General features: G+C 40.8%; 17 protein-coding genes, 1 tRNA gene and 1 pseudogene. 3 read left to right on the top strand and 16 right to left on the bottom strand.

The genetic code is table 11. From position 1 onward, the window contains the following. Window positions 1-7 precede the first annotated feature (7 nt). Window positions 8-1,036 (bottom strand): efflux RND transporter periplasmic adaptor subunit, encoded by a 1,029-nt coding sequence (locus CJF29_RS15580; protein WP_099147203.1) that lies wholly within the window; start codon window positions 1,034-1,036, stop codon window positions 8-10. A gap of 218 nt (window positions 1,037-1,254) precedes the next feature. On the opposite strand from CJF29_RS15580, the gene CJF29_RS15585 reads away from it, so the two are divergent. Continuing rightward, complete coding sequence (locus tag CJF29_RS15585; RefSeq protein WP_175486893.1) at window positions 1,255-2,163, top strand: helix-turn-helix domain-containing protein; 909 nt, start codon at window positions 1,255-1,257, stop codon at window positions 2,161-2,163. A 102-nt stretch (window positions 2,164-2,265) separates the two neighbouring features. Here the strand turns inward: CJF29_RS15585 and CJF29_RS15590 are convergent, their stop codons facing one another. The 10 genes from CJF29_RS15590 to CJF29_RS15635 all read right to left on the bottom strand — a co-directional run bounded on the left by CJF29_RS15590 (window position 2,266) and on the right by CJF29_RS15635 (window position 12,772). Beyond that, window positions 2,266-2,757 carry a DUF4625 domain-containing protein gene (locus CJF29_RS15590; protein ID WP_004309723.1) on the bottom strand — a complete coding sequence of 164 codons (492 nt, stop codon included), beginning with the start codon at window positions 2,755-2,757 and terminating at the stop codon, window positions 2,266-2,268. Continuing rightward, window positions 2,754-4,913: a TonB-dependent receptor gene (locus tag CJF29_RS15595; RefSeq protein WP_099147196.1), complete on the bottom strand. Its 2,160-nt coding sequence runs from the start codon at window positions 4,911-4,913 to the stop codon at window positions 2,754-2,756. The genes CJF29_RS15590 and CJF29_RS15595 overlap by 4 nt, the downstream gene beginning before the upstream one ends. Window positions 4,914-5,000: 87 nt before the next feature. Then, window positions 5,001-5,315, bottom strand: a complete 315-nt coding sequence (locus CJF29_RS15600) for a hypothetical protein (protein ID WP_004297096.1) — start codon at window positions 5,313-5,315, stop codon at window positions 5,001-5,003. A 145-nt stretch (window positions 5,316-5,460) separates the two neighbouring features. Continuing rightward, complete coding sequence (locus CJF29_RS15605; RefSeq protein ID WP_074557967.1) at window positions 5,461-6,081, bottom strand: DNA-binding protein; 621 nt, start codon at window positions 6,079-6,081, stop codon at window positions 5,461-5,463. A 269-nt stretch (window positions 6,082-6,350) separates the two neighbouring features. After that, complete coding sequence (locus CJF29_RS15610; protein ID WP_004311208.1) at window positions 6,351-8,597, bottom strand: hypothetical protein; 2,247 nt, start codon at window positions 8,595-8,597, stop codon at window positions 6,351-6,353. 213 nt (window positions 8,598-8,810) lie between these two features. Next, window positions 8,811-8,930, bottom strand: a tRNA-OTHER gene (locus CJF29_RS15615). Between the two features lie 198 nt (window positions 8,931-9,128). Then, window positions 9,129-10,217, bottom strand: a complete 1,089-nt coding sequence (gene rsgA / locus CJF29_RS15620; RefSeq protein WP_004311209.1) for a ribosome small subunit-dependent GTPase A — start codon at window positions 10,215-10,217, stop codon at window positions 9,129-9,131. Between the two features lie 217 nt (window positions 10,218-10,434). Then, window positions 10,435-11,136, bottom strand: coding sequence for an SIMPL domain-containing protein (locus tag CJF29_RS15625; protein ID WP_004304099.1), 702 nt, complete (start codon window positions 11,134-11,136; stop codon window positions 10,435-10,437). Between the two features lie 85 nt (window positions 11,137-11,221). Continuing rightward, window positions 11,222-11,824, bottom strand: coding sequence for a DUF1062 domain-containing protein (locus tag CJF29_RS15630; protein WP_004304101.1), 603 nt, complete (start codon window positions 11,822-11,824; stop codon window positions 11,222-11,224). A 108-nt stretch (window positions 11,825-11,932) separates the two neighbouring features. Continuing rightward, a complete protein-coding gene (locus CJF29_RS15635) occupies window positions 11,933-12,772 on the bottom strand; it encodes an RteC domain-containing protein (RefSeq protein WP_099147197.1) in 840 nt (279 codons plus the stop codon). Between the two features lie 393 nt (window positions 12,773-13,165). Between CJF29_RS15635 and CJF29_RS15640 the strand changes: the two genes are divergently transcribed. Continuing rightward, complete coding sequence (locus tag CJF29_RS15640; RefSeq protein ID WP_004297114.1) at window positions 13,166-13,441, top strand: putative quinol monooxygenase; 276 nt, start codon at window positions 13,166-13,168, stop codon at window positions 13,439-13,441. 67 nt (window positions 13,442-13,508) lie between these two features. Here the strand turns inward: CJF29_RS15640 and CJF29_RS15645 are convergent, their stop codons facing one another. From CJF29_RS15645 to CJF29_RS15655, 3 genes and pseudogenes are all read right to left on the bottom strand, one after another. Next, window positions 13,509-13,925: a pyridoxamine 5'-phosphate oxidase family protein gene (locus CJF29_RS15645; RefSeq protein ID WP_004304104.1), complete on the bottom strand. Its 417-nt coding sequence runs from the start codon at window positions 13,923-13,925 to the stop codon at window positions 13,509-13,511. Between the two features lie 81 nt (window positions 13,926-14,006). Further along, on the bottom strand, window positions 14,007-14,831 hold the full coding sequence (locus tag CJF29_RS15650; RefSeq protein WP_004297116.1) for a helix-turn-helix domain-containing protein: 825 nt from the start codon (window positions 14,829-14,831) through the stop codon (window positions 14,007-14,009). 37 nt (window positions 14,832-14,868) lie between these two features. Beyond that, window positions 14,869-15,039 (bottom strand): annotated as a pseudogene (locus tag CJF29_RS15655) (ammonia-forming cytochrome c nitrite reductase subunit c552); the annotation flags it as partial. 310 nt (window positions 15,040-15,349) lie between these two features. Between CJF29_RS15655 and CJF29_RS15660 the strand changes: the two are divergent. Further along, window positions 15,350-15,946 carry a 3'-5' exonuclease gene (locus CJF29_RS15660; protein ID WP_004304106.1) on the top strand — a complete coding sequence of 199 codons (597 nt, stop codon included), beginning with the start codon at window positions 15,350-15,352 and terminating at the stop codon, window positions 15,944-15,946. Window positions 15,947-16,020: 74 nt separating this feature from the next. On the opposite strand, the gene uxuA is transcribed toward CJF29_RS15660, so the two are convergent. Continuing rightward, window positions 16,021-17,190, bottom strand: a complete 1,170-nt coding sequence (gene uxuA / locus CJF29_RS15665) for a mannonate dehydratase (protein WP_004304108.1) — start codon at window positions 17,188-17,190, stop codon at window positions 16,021-16,023. A 63-nt stretch (window positions 17,191-17,253) separates the two neighbouring features. Then, window positions 17,254-18,066 (bottom strand): SDR family oxidoreductase, encoded by an 813-nt coding sequence (locus CJF29_RS15670; RefSeq protein ID WP_004304110.1) that lies wholly within the window; start codon window positions 18,064-18,066, stop codon window positions 17,254-17,256. Between the last annotated feature and the right edge of the window lie 15 nt (window positions 18,067-18,081).

Genomic DNA, 18,081 nt, shown 5'->3' on the forward strand with positions numbered 1-18,081 from the left:
TCCTTTTTCATTTTTCCGTTGTAATCCGTGTCTGCACACTTACTTTCTGCTGTCCTTCAACAATCACTTCATCTCCGGAAGTCAGTCCGTTTTTAATCACTACTCCCCGATCGGTCAGTTCTCCTGTCTGCACCATTCTTTTTTCTGCTCTCCCGTGTGTATTCACCCACACAAACGAACGGTTATTTTCATCCAGCTGAACAACCTGAACCGGCAGCACAAATGCCTTCGCTTCTCCCTCCGATTTATTCATATACATCTGACAAATCATACCCGGCATCAATACCTGTTCCGGATTATCTACCAAAACTTTTACTTCATACGAACGGGACAAAGCATTTGCCGCTACTCCTTTCTCAATGATACTGCCTTCAAACACCCGATTATCCAACGCAGGAACCATAATCCGGGCAGTCTGTCCAATCCTGACTTGTGCTATTTCATTCTCGGGTACAGCCACTTTGACTTTCACCTGATGAATAGTGACCAGTTTTACAACCGGCATTCCCGGCATCACATTCTGTCCGGTTTCCACACTCTTTTCTGAAATAATACCGCTAAACAGTGCACACAACCGGCAATCGTCCAGACTCTTTCTGGCAATCTGTTCGGAAGCAGCCGCCTGTTTCAATTTACTCTGTGCCTCCACCCACTGTATTTCAGGCAGACTGCCATTGTCGTGCAACTGTTTCAACCGCTGATAAGCATCTTCGGCTTGAGCAAGCAACGCGGCAGATGCATTATAAGTGTTCTGCAAAGTAGACTCGTCTACCGTAGCAATGATTGCTCCTTTCGCAACCCGCTGACCAACTGTTACCGCTATCTGCCCTATCGTTCCTCCCACCGGGAAACTCAAAGTAGAACCTGTCATTTCTTCGATAGTCCCCGAAAATCCCTGCGTGCCATTCAACGGGATTTCTTCCATCGTCACTACTTTTACCTTCACAGGTTCCATCTCTGTCGTCTCTCCTGTTTGTTTGCATCCCATCAATAGCATGCCGAACACTAATGTTACCCAATAATAGCTCTGTTTCATTTTAGTTTTCATTTTACTGATTACATCATTTTCTTTTTTCGCCTGCGAAGATGTAGATTTTTCGAACAGTTGCAGTGTTCTTTAAAAGCCAGCAAGTGTTCCATTTTTCAAGAAGATATGCCTAATAAGAAAAACAGAACACTATCTCCGCCAAATCGGACGCATCATCTTTGGAAATAATGACCATATTTGCAGAAATAATAAGTAAGAATGGAACAATGGAAATGAAAGAGAGCAATATTATCCATGAGATAAATATGGATAATATCAAAAATGAGGAAGCCTTGGTTGGTCTACTGAATTATATGGACGGAGACATTGCTATTGCAGATGATATCAGGGAACTGCCCTACAATGATAATTCTACCATACAACTGAATATGCTGATTATTATCATGTGTATCAAAGGTAAGTTGCAACTGGATGTCAACAGTAATACGTATGTGGTTCATTCGAACGATCTTTTGTTTTGCCGTCCCAATATTTTATGCAACAATTACATGCTTAGTCCGGATTTTGAAGGAAAAATAGTGGGATTCTCCGAACGCATTCTCCAACATTTCTTTTTCAACAGCAGGAATATCTGGAACAAAGCCTTATATATCAGCAAAAATCCCATTATACATCTGAATGAAGAAAAACAGAACAGTTTTGAACATTACTATGAATTGATTAAACTGAAAGTCAACCAACCGCCACACATCTATCATAAAGAGATTATGCGTTCTCTCCTGCAAGCTGCCCTTTACGAATTGCTGGTGGATTTGGATAAGCTCATATCATCTGACGAAGATAATCTGATGAGACAGGGAGATATTCTATTCAAGAACTTTATGAAATTACTGGAGCAGACTAAAGGAAAAGAACGTTCAGTGGCATACTATGCCAAAGAGCTGTGTGTCACTCCTAAATATTTATCTTATGCCTGTAAAGTTGCCAGTCAGAAAACGGCTTTGAAATGGATACATGACTATACGACGGAAAATATCAGGTATATGTTGAAACACTCCGAGAAATCGATCAAAGAGATCTCTGACGAACTGAATTTCCCCAATATTTCTTTCTTCGGAAAGTATGTGAGAGCCCATTTCGGGATGTCTCCAAGAGAAGTACGGAAGACTTTTTGATATACGACGGTTTCCATATAAAGAAATCCCCTTTCTTTCAGCCTTTCCGACTTACAAGTCAGGCTAAAATAAAGGGGATTTCTCCGTGTTCAGCAAGTTGTCTTATTCATCATGGTGATGGTCTTCGTCTTCCACCTCATTACTCAATTTGATATTGCGTGCGATATAAGATTCGTTACCTGCGGCATCCGTGCAATAAACCATCAAATGATAATCTCCTGCAGTAGCATTGGCCGGTATTACAATATCGTGATGATGAATATGGGCGGTTTTCTGTCCGGACACATCGTAGGATCTGTTGAAACTAAAATCTACTGTTTCCTGTGCAGCCCTGCTATTACCTCCGTGTGAATGGTGGTCGAAATTACTATGAATTTCAATCTTATAGGATTTCAGCATGACATCATCCGACAAATCCATTTCAAAATGAACCCCATGTTCGTTTCCTATCTCCAAAGCCTGACCTTCTTCCGGTTCGTGAAGTTCAATCAGAGGTTTGGTCGTATCACTGGAGTCATCATTATCACAAGAGGAAAACATGAAAGTAACTGTTGCCAAAAGGCTAATCATTGGGAGATAAAATTTATTTTTCATTTCAGTAATTTTTTAAATGGAACTTTGATTAATATCTGGAAGTTACGTCCCGGTTCGGGGATTTCAACTTTCCTGTAAAAACTAAGATGATTGTAATATCGGGTATCGAATATATTCCGGGCGGTCAGGGTTATTTCAATCTCATTGTTTCCACCTATCGGAATATTCAATGAACCACCCAGATGAAAGAGATTTGCTCCGGCTGTACGGTCTTCGTTACGGTCCACTCTATTTTGCCGGGCAATGCTCTGCCATTCTGCATATACCATATACCGATTCTTTTGCCAGGTTAATGTATTACGCATAACAGGAGGTGGCGAGAAACTCAATGGAATATGTTCATCACAATTATAGGTGTAAACGTATTCAGCGGAAATCCGATAATTGAAGTTGCGCAGAAAATCAACATCTACGGTAGCTTCAGTTCCTGCAAATAGCGCTTCTGCTCCGGTATAACGATAGATTTGTCCGGCATGAGGCAATACAGACCACTCTCCGGTAGGACGCAGAAAGATGTAATTGCTGAACCAACTGACAAATGGAGAGACGGAGAAAGAAATTCCCCGGTACTTCAGATGATAAGAAGCGTCCAGTTGCCAGCCTTGTTCGGACTTTAGGTTTGCATCTCCCTGTTCATGGCGGAAAGTGCCGTGATGTACACCGTTGGCAGCCAACTCATTCGCACCGGGCAGGCGGAAACTACGCCCGATATTCACCTTTACCAGATGCTTGTCGGAGGGAGTCCATACCAATCCCAGAGAAAGAGAATAATCACCGTAGTGCTTATTCACAGAGTGACTGTTCCACTTGTAGAAGTCTATCTGTTCCGGATCATAGCCCTGTTTCCGAAGATAATCGGCAAGGTAAGTATCTTCATGCGAAGAGATATTCATATATCCGTAGTCATATCGCACTCCTCCGCTGACGGAAAACACATTGTTGGGTCTGTATGTCGTAAGCCAAAGCATTCCGGTAGTGGAACGGCGATATTCAGGCAGTAAAAATGAATAGCCGGAAATGTCATTCCGTTGATGTTGTCCATCCCACCCCAATGTATGTTCCCACGAAGAAGAACCAATAAAACGAGCTTTCACCGAAGCACTGAAAGTGTTCAGATTAAAAGCAAGTTCCTTGTCGGGGTCTTTCTCCGGTGCGGGTTGCGAACCATAGTGAGTATGGAAAGCACTCCACTCTTCACGGTGATTGTTCTGGAAACCTAAATCGCCTGACAAGATCAGTTTCTCCCATGCATATTGCTGGTGGGTGGTCACTTTCAGGTGATTCACTTTACTGAATGGCAATTCAATATTACGGCTGTCGCCATCATCTTCCACACGTGACGCATCGGGTATGCCATGTGCCCCCGGAAAGAATCCCGTCTTTTGATATACATTACTCACAGCATAATTCGCTTTATAGGCTCTTCGTTGATATTGGGTAAAAAGTCCGATATTGCGTTCAATGCCTGCTGTATTCTTGAGTTTACGCCCATATATGGGAATTCTTTGTGTCAGGTAGACAATAGAATCCGTCGGAATACGATAGTCACCGAAATGTTGTTCCGAATAACGAATATGGGAGTACCAGGCATTCTTCCTGATTCCCAGCATCAGTGATCCTCCGATGGTTCCATTGACTGATTTACCCAGCAGTGTGACATCTCCGAATACACGATTATCAGCAGGAACAGCCGACGGAACAACATCAATCACTCCTCCCATTGCATCACTGCCATAGAGCAGTGAAGAGGGTCCTTTCAATACATTGACTGCTCCGATATTGAAAGCATCCAGTTCTAGTCCGTGATCGGCTCCCCATTGTTGTCCTTCCTGTTTGATTCCGTTTTCCAATACAGCAATCCGGTTGAATCCCATTCCGCGAATCATCGGTTTGGAGAAGCCCGAACCAATATCCATTGCCTGTACTCCGGGAATATTCTCCATCGCCTGCATGAAGTTTCCTGTAAAATGTTTGCGCAAAAAATCCTGATCGGCTACATCAACCGTAAGGGCAGACTTTTTCGCTTGACGTTGCTGGTACGTTTCGGTTACCACAACATCAGGCAAAAGCATGCTCTTGATTGAATCGGATTTCTGTGCATGGACGGATAAGGTTACAAATAGCCCTATTACGCCCGAAATAATTCCGATACGCATCAATTACAATCTTTTATTTAATGTGTAAAATGAATGTAAGGATAGATTGAAAGCCAATCTATCTCCATTGAAAATATGAGTATGTAATCATGCGACCGGAGGCCCGCGTAAATGATGCGAATAAGTTCGTTTGCAAACAACCTTATCCTGGTAAATAATCGGCTCGTAGGGCACGAGCGTCAGTGTGCAATGAAATTCTATCGGTTGAGGTTCAGTAAAGAAAGAAAGGGAGTATTGGCAGATCGCACAATCATCAGATGATTGGTGAGAATGCTTTGCATGGGAACACGACTTTTCATCCTCACTTCCATGATAGTGAAAGGTCTTCACTACAAAGAAGGGAATGAATGTCATGAATAACATCCATGCTATATATACCCTTATATTTTTCTTTTGATACATTCTCCCTCTATTGATTAATAGAATAGCGGGACAAATATAACAGTATGAAAAATAATCAGCAAGTTATACATCTTAATATGTGTTACCGTGAATGACAAAAAACACAAAGCTGTCAGTAACAGCACGAGGATTTTTTAGTTGATTATCATTCTTCCTGTTGCCAGACATAAAACACGGTTCTTCCAGCTCCACGTTTACGAAGAATCCCTTTCTCAATGAAAGTATTCAAATCATCTATTGCTTTCAGCCGGGAAAGTCCGGTCAGGCTACTATATTCCAATCGGGTAATACCACCATTTTTCCTTAGAAATTCCTGTAAAAGCTGTTGGCGTTGCTCCATAGAAAATTCCACTTTTTGAGAAGAGTGTTTGGATTTATCCACACGTTCCAACTCTATTTCACGCTTAATCTTCCTTTTGAACTCTTTGGAAGTACGCAAATGCACATTATCAAAACAGATTGATTCGGCACGAATCTCCCGTTTAGTCATTACTTTATGCGTACATTTCAAAGAGATGCTGAAATGCCCGAGTTCGCCAAGTTCTACGATATATCCCTCTGCTAACGTTTCGGCTAGTTCATCCAATACAACTCCTACTACCGCATCTATCACGTTATAGTTAAAAGTCTGGGAAGAACGAGATACACGTTCCAGAAATTCTTTTTTCGAGTAAGTTCCATTTGGAACGATACGGGCATGCAAAGGCTTTTGTTCTCCGGTACTGTCAGGATCCGGTGTTTCATACAAATCATATTGAGCACTCATAAGTATATCTTTTTATTAGTTCATACATTTATTACTTTCACTACGTATATTTAATCGTCTGTTCATTGAACTTTAATCTTCAGTTCATATAAAAATAATCGTCTGACAGCTGTATCTTTTTCGTCTGACAGTTGTCAGACGGAAAGATAACAGTTGTCAGACGAAAGTTCAACAGCTGTCAGACGATTAATTGATCGCATACAAAGGTATAACTTTATGCGATACGACCTTTAAATCCTAGGAGGAAAAAGACAATTCCTCCCAAGAATTTAATCACCCAACAGTAATTTAGTCACAGCGGCAGTATTCAATGCCCATTCACGAGTATATATCTCGTCCGCTTCCGGAATATCAACTAACTTCAAGCCTTGCGCCTGTGCTTTGACAGCTAACAGTTCACCGACAGTTGTTTTCGCTTCCAGCTTATCCAGATACTTTTCGATGGTCTGTGTATCCAAAGAAAGAATAGTCTGTCCGCCAAAAGGTATTTCCAGCCAAACGATTTCCCGTTCTTTCACTTTCAGAACTCCGAAAACAAGTCCTTTCTGCAAACTTTGGGAAATACGTACTTGATGTTGTACACAAGAAGGGTCGTAAGCTACTCCTGTTCTTTCCGATATCTTCATTGGATAGGCAGAGTTCATCCAACCTACCACCAGATTAGGAGAGATAGTCCCATTGCTATATGCATTGCAAGTGAAAGCGACATATTCCGCACCTACACGGTTCAGTTCATTCAAATCCAGCTCGATATATTCGGCAGTACCTTTCTTATTAGGAATACTTCGGATATCCCCGCTATGTTTAGCGCCAATAGCTTGCAAGTTGAAGAAGGAACAAACTTCTGTTGTGGAAGGCAAAGTGATATGACAACTCAAGTCCATATCAAGATGCTGTGCCGGAAGCCCTTTTCCCCACTGCATAAACAATCGCACTTTATCCCCCTCTACCGGGAAACGCGTTCCCTGCAAAGCACAGGAAGTATCCTGAATTGTTTCACTACGATCGCCGATAGCCAACGGGATATGGAACAACATAGGGTCAATATACATACTTTTGTTTTCACTTTCGGCAGCTGCATTGGCAAAACGGGCAGCTACGACTTCCTTACACAAATCCTGTACATCCTTCACCATCGCTTTTAGCTGATCCTCCATATACAGACCCACCAAATAATGTGGTTCTATCAAAAGAGCATTCCCCCCTAAAGGTTTCACCATTCTCTTATGTCCCGGTTCAAAGTAGTTCTCCGCATACATACCCAAAGTAACTACCAAACGTGCCGGCAACAAATGAACTACTTCTTTAAATGCAGCCAACGTCTCTTCAGCTCCGAACCAAAGCATATTCGCAAATAAAGAACGTGCAAACATACCCGGTCGCTGCTTTAACAAAGCAAATGTCTGTTCCGCATCCGCCTTCAAACGGTTGCGCTCCACTTCTCCTTGCCACACAGTATATGCCTGGCGGTAGAATATATCCATCAATTCCTTCAAATTTCCGAATTCCGGCTTACGGGCATATTCCGCCAGACGCAACGCACGTATCATACGTACCCACATCTCTCTTTTCGGATGCATGATTTCGCAAGCCTTCTCCGGAGCCATTGTCAGGTTGTTCAACCAAAGAGCTACCATTTTACATTCACGACGCGTATATTTCAACTTCAACTCCTCACGCTTCGCTTGAGCTGCCGAACGACTTTTATCCAAAACTCCACATATATGTGTGTTGTTTCTACCTGTTTTACGGATAATAGTCTTAGGCTCTATGATTTGCAGGAATCCGGTTTTCTTATACCACAGATAACGCAATATATCATTCGGAGTAGAGAAATAGATTTGCGCTTCCTGCGCTCTATCCTGTTCCACCAATGTATCTATCACCAACATCAATGTCTCCTTCATTTTGATTTCGACTGCCGGTAACGGAAGTTCGCCAAGCATTATTTTCAAGCTATCCGCTTGTGTGGCATCAAGAGCTGTACGCGATTCAAGCAAGTCACAGAAAAAAGCATTCAGCTCCTTGTCCTGCCAAAGTTCCAGCACTTTCAGTTTACTTCCCTGTCCGAAATATTCCGTAGTAGCCGTTTGGAACAGGGTTCCGCAGAACGGACAACCATTGTATCGTTCCATAGGGAATGTATTATCAGGGATCACGTGTCCGCAAGGTAGTTTAACGCCTTTCTGGCTATTAAACAGGTTAGCGATCCATGTAACCAGATGATCCAAGCGCGTTTCTCCGGTAGGTACATCCCACCCTTTCACCAATGGAGACCAGTTTAGCGTCACGCCTAATGCTTCTTTCATCACCTGAAGAATCATCATCTGTTGAGCCGGATATAACTGATTAATGGCATGCAGCAGTTCTTCGGACAAGCTATATCCTACTTTACGGAGTTGGGCTACCAATGCAATGGTAGTCGAAGTCAACTCTTCCTGCTTTTTCTCTTCTTCTATCAAAGGCAAATAGATTGCATTCTGCCTGATAGACACTTTCAACAAATCTTTATTCATAACTTTGTTTTTTTAAGTAAGGTAATCGGAAGACTGTGAATCAATGGAGCATTCCTGCGGTTTTGAAGTAAGTCTTCCTTGACCTTAGTTGATAAAAAGAGGTAGAACAGGCCGGATTCGAACCAGCGTTATCCACCGTTAAGAAGTAAGCCCCGGTTGACCTCATTTCAGATAATCCCGAAGCTGCTGTCCTACCTCTATATTTATTTTTTGTGGAGCAGGCCGGAGTCGAACCGACGACCGTCACAGGATAGAAGTAAATCTTAATTGACCTTTTTCATCAGGATAATCTCAAGATTATGTATGATGCTCTACCCACTGAGCTACTGCCCCTTTACGAAACAGGAAAACTGATAATCGTATGAGTCAATATCTTAACAGGATGTATGGAAGTAACCCGTACTTGACCTGTTTTCTTGTTTCTTCGACAAAGATAGATGCAGTGGTGCGCAGCCTTTTTGCGCAACTAAAACTTTTTTGCTCTTTTAAAGAAAAAAATAAATTCCAATACCTGCATCGTTTAAATAGAAATCAGCGATTTGCCTTACGATTCTTTACTTCTTCTACAAGTTTTGTAAAGGACTTCTCCTTTTTACGTTTCTCATGTTCGGAAGCTGAAAAGTGCCACGCTTCCCGGCGAAGTTTCAGATAGCTTGCATAAACTTTATAATCTAACACACCGCTATTGACTGCTTCTAAAACAGCACAACCCGGTTCGTTGATATGCTTGCAATCTTTGAAACGGCACGATTCTGCATAGTCAGAGATTTCAAGTACTTCGGCCAGTGAGTCTGGATTGTCGATAACCAAGCCAAATTCACGCACACCCGGAGTATCGATTAAAACACCCGAATCATTCATCAATACCATTTCCCGACGGGTTGATGTATGCCGGCCTTTTCCTGTGGACAGGCTTATATCGGAGGTAAGCAACACCGTTTTTTCACAGAGTGCATTTACCAGAGAACTTTTCCCGACACCCGAAGAACCGACAAACACAACAGTTTCTCCCTCTGATATGGATTCCCGCAACCGGAGAATCGTTTGGGGTTGATGAATGCTCGTAAAAAATACGGGTATCTGATTGGAGATATGATTTATTTGTTCTTCAACACTCTGCCTGTCAAAATCTAAATCGGATTTATTAAGTACCAATACAGGCTTGATGTTTTCTTCTAATACCTGAACCATAAAACGTTCTACTCTGCGGACATTGAAATTATCGTCAAGACTCTGCACAATAAATGCTTTATCGACGTAAGAAGCAATGGCCTGCTTATCGGCAACTGTACCACTTTTCTTGCGATACAATGTCCGCTCACGAGGTAGCATATAGACAATAATCCCTTTATTCTCATCAAATGGTTGAAAAAGCACCCAATCACCCGTACAGGGTAATTCAGCATCAGATTTCCCATACATCATGTTTCCCGTGAGTTCACACTGAAACAATCCGTTTTCGGAAACGACCTCGTAGCAGGTACGATGTACTATGGATATACGTCCATGAGGAAGAGTGCTGTAGAGTGATTCTTGTTTTAGTTGGCTTAGTTTATCATTCCAGCCATACCAGTTTAAATTAAAGTCGAATTTGTGAATTGTTTGATTTTCGTTATTCATGATCTTAATGTATACAGCGTACACGTTACAAAGCACCACGATACTTTTAGCACCCTTGTACGCAAGTTAAAAATTGAAATTATAAAGACATAAAGAGTACTCCCGGAAGGAATCATCCGAGAGCAAACGAAAGGACAATCTGTATCAGAAACACAGATTGTTTACTAAACCAAATCCGATTTATTATTTCTTGTCATGCGACAAAGATAGACTATTTTTATTTAATGGCAAAACGAGCCGTCATTTCATACCGTAGCTTGATAACCCGGTACTGCTCGGTAGCTGCCGCACCCATGCTTACATTGCTCTGCGCTTCGAAAGGAAGATAACGGCTTATGTTATTATCGGCAGGTTCGATGATACGAATCACTTCACCCAACTGCTGCCCCATCGCTTCCACCAGATAAGATGCTTTCTCACGGGCAGCCTTCAGTGCTTCAATCTTACCTTGTTTCCGATACATTGGCAAATCCTTATGTTTGAGTTCTCCGATGCGCATGGACTCAATTCCCCACGTATTGACTGAACGAATAATAGAGTTAATCTGCTCAAAATCCGTAAGCCGGATATCCAATTGCTTACCTATCAGAAACTCCTTTCCTCTCTGACGCCAATAATCTCCTATTTCCTGTGTGCGGATAGCATCATCCGTTATTCCTATTTTGCGCAAACTTTTACGCAAATCTTTCTCTATCATTGCCAATGGCACTTTCGTATGAAAATCTTCTTCTTTTTTTGATTTACCGGTGTATTCTTCTTGCCAATACTCCTTAATCTGAACCAGAAAATGAATCTCATCCGGAACGACTTCTATTTCAGAAGAACCGGTCACTTCAACGTATCGTCCATCACTTTCCTGTGCATTCACAACGATACTCCAAGTAAACAAAACAAAAGCTAATAAACATACCTTTTTCATATCTTCAATCTTAATAGTACAACCTCTTTTACAGAATGCGAATTATCATTTCACAAAGCTATTAAAAAAAACTGTAAAACCGATTTTATCCCAAGAAATCAATCAGGCTTTTTCGATCCATCAAAATAGTATCGCCATTCTTTACCTTACACTTGGAAGATGTTTTGCCGGAAAGTAAAGAAATATACCCTTTTTCAAACAGCAGCTTCAAGCGGGTACTGGAAAGAGGCAGACATCTTTTTATCAATGAGGATAATTTAAGGCTCAAGTCGAAATCACACTTGACTTGGATACTTATGATCTCACTACTCATATTCAGGATGTCTTCTAAAGAGACGGTATTTATCACCTCATATTCAACACTGTCATAATCTAATTGAAGATTATTCCTACTTGCCACTCCGGCAGAAAAGGCATATTGCCAGGCAACTTCCCTGTCATTCATAGAAAAGCTGTGAAAGAGCTTTTTATCAATCAAGTCGGGTTTAGTTCGTGACAACAGAGTCATATTACAAGTGTTATCACATTTCACACATCTATAAATCAGCCAGACATCAATGTTTTTCTTCTGTGCATTCATCCTGAACTTATCACTGCAATAAAAGCGGTCACTATCACAGTGACTGCATTTCTTAATTAATAAGGGGCAATTCTTCACCCTTATCTCCCATGTAAATGTTGTTTCCATAACTATACAAAAGCGATTATCTTTCTTTGTGAATCAATTATATTTCTCCGCAAAGTTGGATAATAGCCATTTGTATAATTCACAAGATATCACAAGACGCCCTGAAATTTATCTGTCAAGCTCATCCATCATCTTTATAATCTGTTCTTTCAACTTATCCAGAAATTGGGTTCTGCTTTTCTTTCTATTCCTGATTTCCAAGAATATACGATAAAAATCACCTATCTCGATATTAAACAGTGTTTCGCAACAAAAAGCAATGTCTTTCAAACTCGTATTTCCATTATTAAAGCATTTACCTGCATACAAGGCGTAGATAAACTCAACCAAAGCAACTTTACTGTCCGTCCATTGCAACAGTTTACTGTCTACAATGGAAGTGAATTTAAGATGAAGTTTCTCTGTCAGCTGCTCTATTTCCTCCGACACATATTCTATCAAGCGATTATTCGCCAGAATTTCTGCAACACTCGAATCATGCAAGGTGGTAAAAGAAATATCTCTATCCAGTAGATGACAATGTATATCAGAAAGAATATCATAATTCTCCCGAATAAAATAGCGGTTATCAAGCTCTGTTCGACCGGCACGGTAATATTCATAAAAGTCATTATTCAAAAATGATTTTTGCAGGTTCTCCAATTCAATCTTCAGATATCTGCATTGGGATGACAGAGATTTGTCGATACGATTCTTTTCAATCTGATACAAACGGACATAAAACATCAACAGACCGGAAATCTGCGGTTTCGATACTTTAAAGAAAAGAATCTCTTCTTCAGCACTTCGAAACTGATATCCGGCAACAGCTATTTTCAGCGAGGTCAGTGAAACCTGTACGACACCAATGATCTGCCTGATTCTATCCAAAGGATCAACCGTCTGAAGCTCAATCCTTTTTATTTCTTCTTCTATGTTCAGCTTACTATTTCTTACGAAATTTTCCATTCATTCTCAACGCACCCACCACTCCCATCTGATTAGCATAAACCGGACTAAAAGCCTGAATACCTTAATTGCATCAGTTTTGAAAAACGATGCAGTGAATAATAAAAATGATAAAATGAAAAACCTGTTCAAGTATAGAACTACTCAAACGAAAGAAATTAGCCTGTGGTTTATGAGGCTAATATTAAGCTATAACAAATTTAAGAATTGTGCCCAAAATCATTGCTTTTAGAATTCAGATGCAAATATAATTGTTTTTTTAGGATGACATGAAGTTTATATGAAATTTTGAAATAAACTCACCAGAAGTATAGAAAAATAGTATCTTTGCCTCCGACTTTTCACAGATACTGTGAGAAAGCAATTCTTTTAATTATATAAATAAAAAAGACTATGATCAGATTAAATGTTTTTGTTCGTGTAAACGAATCCAACCGCGAAGAAGCGATAAAAGCGGCAAAAGAACTGACTGCCTGTTCTTTAAAAGAAGAAGGATGCATTGCTTATGATACTTTCGAAAGCAGCACGCGTCCTGACGTTTTCATGATTTGCGAAACTTGGCAGAATGCCGAAGTATTGGCAGCACACGAAAAATCTCCTCATTTCGCTCAATATGTAGGTATCATTCAGAAATTGGCTGAAATGAAATTAGAAAAATTTGAATTCTAAATGAATTACGAGGCTGTTCTTGAACAGCCTCGTAAAATTCACTATTTCACTATCTTTCCGAGTAGAATTAGTCGAGTTTCTTATGGATAAATGTTCCTTCAATCCAATAAGTTGCATGATTCGATTCAAATTTCAACAAGACATAACCGGGATCAGTGGGGCCACCGGGAAAATGATCGATAAACCAGTCCTGCCAAAGTTCCTGCTTCATCTTTTCGTCAGTCACAACTTCCACTTTCCCCGTTAACGCTACGCTGTCTCCTTTATCCTGAAAGCATAATCCTGCCTTCGGATTCGATAAGAAATCAATTGTTTTTAGTGAATCTGCTCCGGTAGACATCCAGATAGTGGAAATTCCTTCTGTCAGGATTTTGCTCATCGGTACAGGGCGGGGATAACCTTCTTTATTCACAGAAGCAAGGGTAACTACTTCACATCTCTGCAACAATTCTGTTGCTTTCTCTTTCATTGTTTTTGTGGTCATAAATTGATTGTTTTTTATTAACCTTGCAAAGGTAACGGCATATCTTCCCATTCTATTGTAAAAAAGCGACTTTTACCTAATCTATCTTTGTGGTTCGATATAAGTAAGTGTGGTTTCTTCCGGAACGGTTAGGGAAAGAAAAGACGCAGGAGTATTGCCGGACATCGACTTAATCTCTTTTGAAAAATGCGCTAAATCATAGTATCCTGCATCAACTGCCGTAGTCAACAGATTGGCTGATGTTGTGGTTCTCAACAATTCCACAGCATTCTTAAATTTAACAATACGGCTGTATTCTTTAGGAGTAAATCCGGTATAATGCTTGAACTTTCTCTCAAAATGACGCTGACACAAACAGACATCATCCATCAAGCTGCGAACTGAACGTTTTCCTTTGGAATGATTAATCATGTTCACTGCCATAGCGACATGAGAATCGGCAGGCTGATAATGACGCGCCAAATATGCCAGCAAATATTCTTCCACTACTCGTATTCGATCTGTGACATGCTTCTGCTCACCTAATTTTTCAATAAAAGTGTCATCAAAAACAGCCTTCATCTCATTAGTACTGACTCTGCTATTCACAAACTCGTGTAGAGGCAGGTTTGTAAAGCAAGACAAACCACAAGGTAAAAAACGAACGCCAAACATGTGAATCGATTCTGTATAAGTGACGAGTTCCGAATATTTTGTCATAGGTCCTACAAAATAGGAACGATAGGGTTGCATAATCAGACTCCCTTCTTCAACAGCATTAGCCACCTCTCCCAGCGTAAATATAAAATCGGTACAACCATCCGGCAGAATATGGATGCGCATACCATAATCCGGATTGCCCTTAAACTCCCAATAGCTATCAATGTAGGGAACAAGTAAATGAGAAGGCTGATATTCTGTATACATGGATCTATTTTGTACGCAAATATAGCGAAAATAAATTCTAATCAACGATGCGTCCGTTTGCCTTTACCTTTTGAAGCCATTCAGGGACAATCTCTTCGAGAAATTTATCTTTGCCTACCTTTTCGGCAGCCATATCCAAACCGATATATTGCTGCGCCTTTTCTTTCGTTGTGATATCCGGAAGCGGAACATCACCAGTATATCCGTACGTTCAATTTGAAGGGGTCACTTTCAGCTGGACAAAAGGGATCAATTTAGATTGGATTCAGGGGATCAATTTGATTTGGACAGGAGGGGGCAAATGGTCCCGGATTTTCCATTTTGTCCATGCCTTTGGTTTATGTCGAACAAAAATAGTGTAAATTCTTTAAAAGAAGAGTTTTTTATTGGAAATGTTTCCCCAAAGTCCATTTTAATTCAATTTTTAGTAAAAGGTTTCTATTTGCCAATCCTGTTACTATATTTTCTCCAACCTCATTTTTTATGCTATATTTGTATCCGAAAAAATAATAGAAACGATGATAAACTTTGCAGCTATCGACTTTGAAACAGCCAACGGCAAACGTACCAGCGTATGCAGTGTTGGGGTTGTCATCGTAAGGGAAGGAAAAATAACGAATAAAATCTATCGTCTGATCCGTCCCCGTCCCAATTATTATACGCAATGGACCACAGCTGTTCATGGCTTAACTTACGACGATACGATGGAAGCCGACGAATTTCCGGAAGTATGGGCGGAAATCAAACCATTGATAGACGGTCTGCCACTTGTAGCGCACAACAGTCCTTTTGATGAAGGTTGTCTCCGGGCGGTTCACGAATTATATGACATGACTTATCCTGATTATAAGTTTTATTGTACTTGCCGTACTTCGAGGAAAGTCTTTGGAAAAGATTTGCCCAATCATCAGTTGCATACGGTAGCAGAACGATGCGGATATCATTTAGAGAATCACCACCACGCACTGGCAGATGCAGAGGCTTGCGCACAAATAGCTTTACTTATTATTCCCGAACCGAAAAAAGCAAGAAAAACAAAGAAAGCTGATAAAGATATACATGTTGGAGATTTATTCGCTTCACTTATTCCTCAACCAGTGAAAAAGAGCAAATGAAAAACACTACAACTATTATTTCAATCAATAATAGCCGTAGTGTTTGATAATAAAGTGCTAACTATGTACTTCGATTAGAGGATAGATTTTGCAATACCCATTTCCAAGCCGCGAAGTTCAGCCAATCCGCGAAGACGGCCCAGGCAAGAATATCCCGGATTCGTTTTCTTTTTCAAGTCATCAATCATTTGATGTCCGTGGTCGGGACGCATAGCGATAGAGCATTTACGACGCTGTTGTAGAAGAATAAGGCTCTTCATTACGTTGTACATGTCTACATTTCCTTCCAAGTGATTAGCTTCGTAGAAGTTTCCTTCCTCGTCACGTTGTGTACTGCGCAAGTGTACGAAGTTCACACGGTCGCCAAAACGCTCCATCATACCTGCAAGATCATTGTCGGCACGCACACCGAAAGAGCCTGTACACAAGCAGAGGCCATTAGATTCGTTAGGTACGGCTTCAATCAATTTCTTGAAATCCTCTTCCGTACTCAAAATACGAGGCAAACCTAAGATGGTATAAGGAGGATCATCCGGATGAATCACCAGTTTCACTCCTACTTCATCGGCAACAGGAGCAATTTCTTTTAAGAAAAAAATCAGGTTGGAACGAAGCTTCTCTGCATCAATATCGTCATAACGATCTAATGCTTGCTGAAATTGTTCTACTGTGAAACTTTCTTCCGAACCCGGAAGTCCGGCAATCATATTACGAACCAACAATTTCTTGTCGTCTTCGCTCATCTGCTCAAAACGAGCTTTCGCTTTAGCTATTTCTTCCGGAGTATAGTCTTTTTCAGCATTCGGACGTTTCAAGATGAAAAGATCGAAAGCTACAAAAGCTGCTTTTTCAAAGCGGAGTGCTTTAGAGCCGTCCGGCATTGTATAGGCAAGATCTGTGCGGGTCCAGTCCAATACAGGCATGAAGTTATAAGTAACTACCATCACGCCACACTTCGCCAGATTACGGATACTTTCCTTATAGTTTTCGATGTATTTCATAAAGTCGCCCGTCTGTGTTTTGATATGCTCGTGTACAGGTACACTTTCTACCACAGACCATGTCAGACCCACTTCTTCAATCATTTGCTTACGCTTCATGATCTCTTCTACTGTCCACACTTCACCATTTGGAATGTGATGAAGAGCATTTACTATACCAGTAGCGCCTGCCTGCTTAATATCCCACAAGCTAACCGGGTCATTAGGACCATACCAGCGCCAAGTTTGTTCACATAAATACATATTATTCTTTCCTGATTACAAGTTACTAATTATGATTAAAAACAGAATGATATCATCCCAATATTAGATAGAGAATGCATCAAATCCACCGTCGATAACAGCTACTGTACCTGTTACGAAGTTAGAAGCATCGCTAATCAAATAATGGATTGTTCCATAAAGGTCTTCCGGTTCACCGAAACGGTTGAATGGAGTATGAGCGAGAATGGTCTTTGAACGATCGGTCAGAGAACCATCCGGATTAGTCAATAACGCACGATTCTGATCGGTCAGGAAAAATCCCGGAGCGATGGCATTTACACGCAGACCGTTACCGAATTTCAAAGCCAGTTCGCCAGCCATATATTTAGTAAAGTTGGCAATAGCTGCTTTTGCCGCACCATAACCTACCACACGGGTCAATGGACGAAGAGCCGATTCAGAACAGAAGTTTACAATAGAACCTTTCTTCTGTTCTACCATAATTTCAGCAAATACCATCGTAGGCAATACTGTACCGAAAAGGTTCAAATCCACTACTTTCTTGAATGCGTCAATCTGTAAATCGAAAAAAGTTTTATCCGGAGCAATAGTTGCACCTGCCATGTTACCTCCGGCAGCGTTCAACAATACATCAATACGGCCATAAGCCTTCATGATTTCCACTTTGTTGCCTTCCAACACTTCTTTATCCATCACATCCGTGTAAAGGAACATGGCTTCATTTCCTTCGGCTTTGATACTGTCTACCAATGCTTTTCCTGCTTCTTCACTTCTGTCGAGCACAACTACTTTTGCACCTTCCTTTGCGAGATACGCAGCAATACCTTTACCTAAAATACCAGCTCCACCGGTGATAACAACTACTTTGCCTTTTACGTTAAATAATTCATTCATGGTTCTTACAAATTT

This window comes from Bacteroides celer, assembly GCF_002632415.2.
GTDB lineage: Bacteria > Bacteroidota > Bacteroidia > Bacteroidales > Bacteroidaceae > Bacteroides.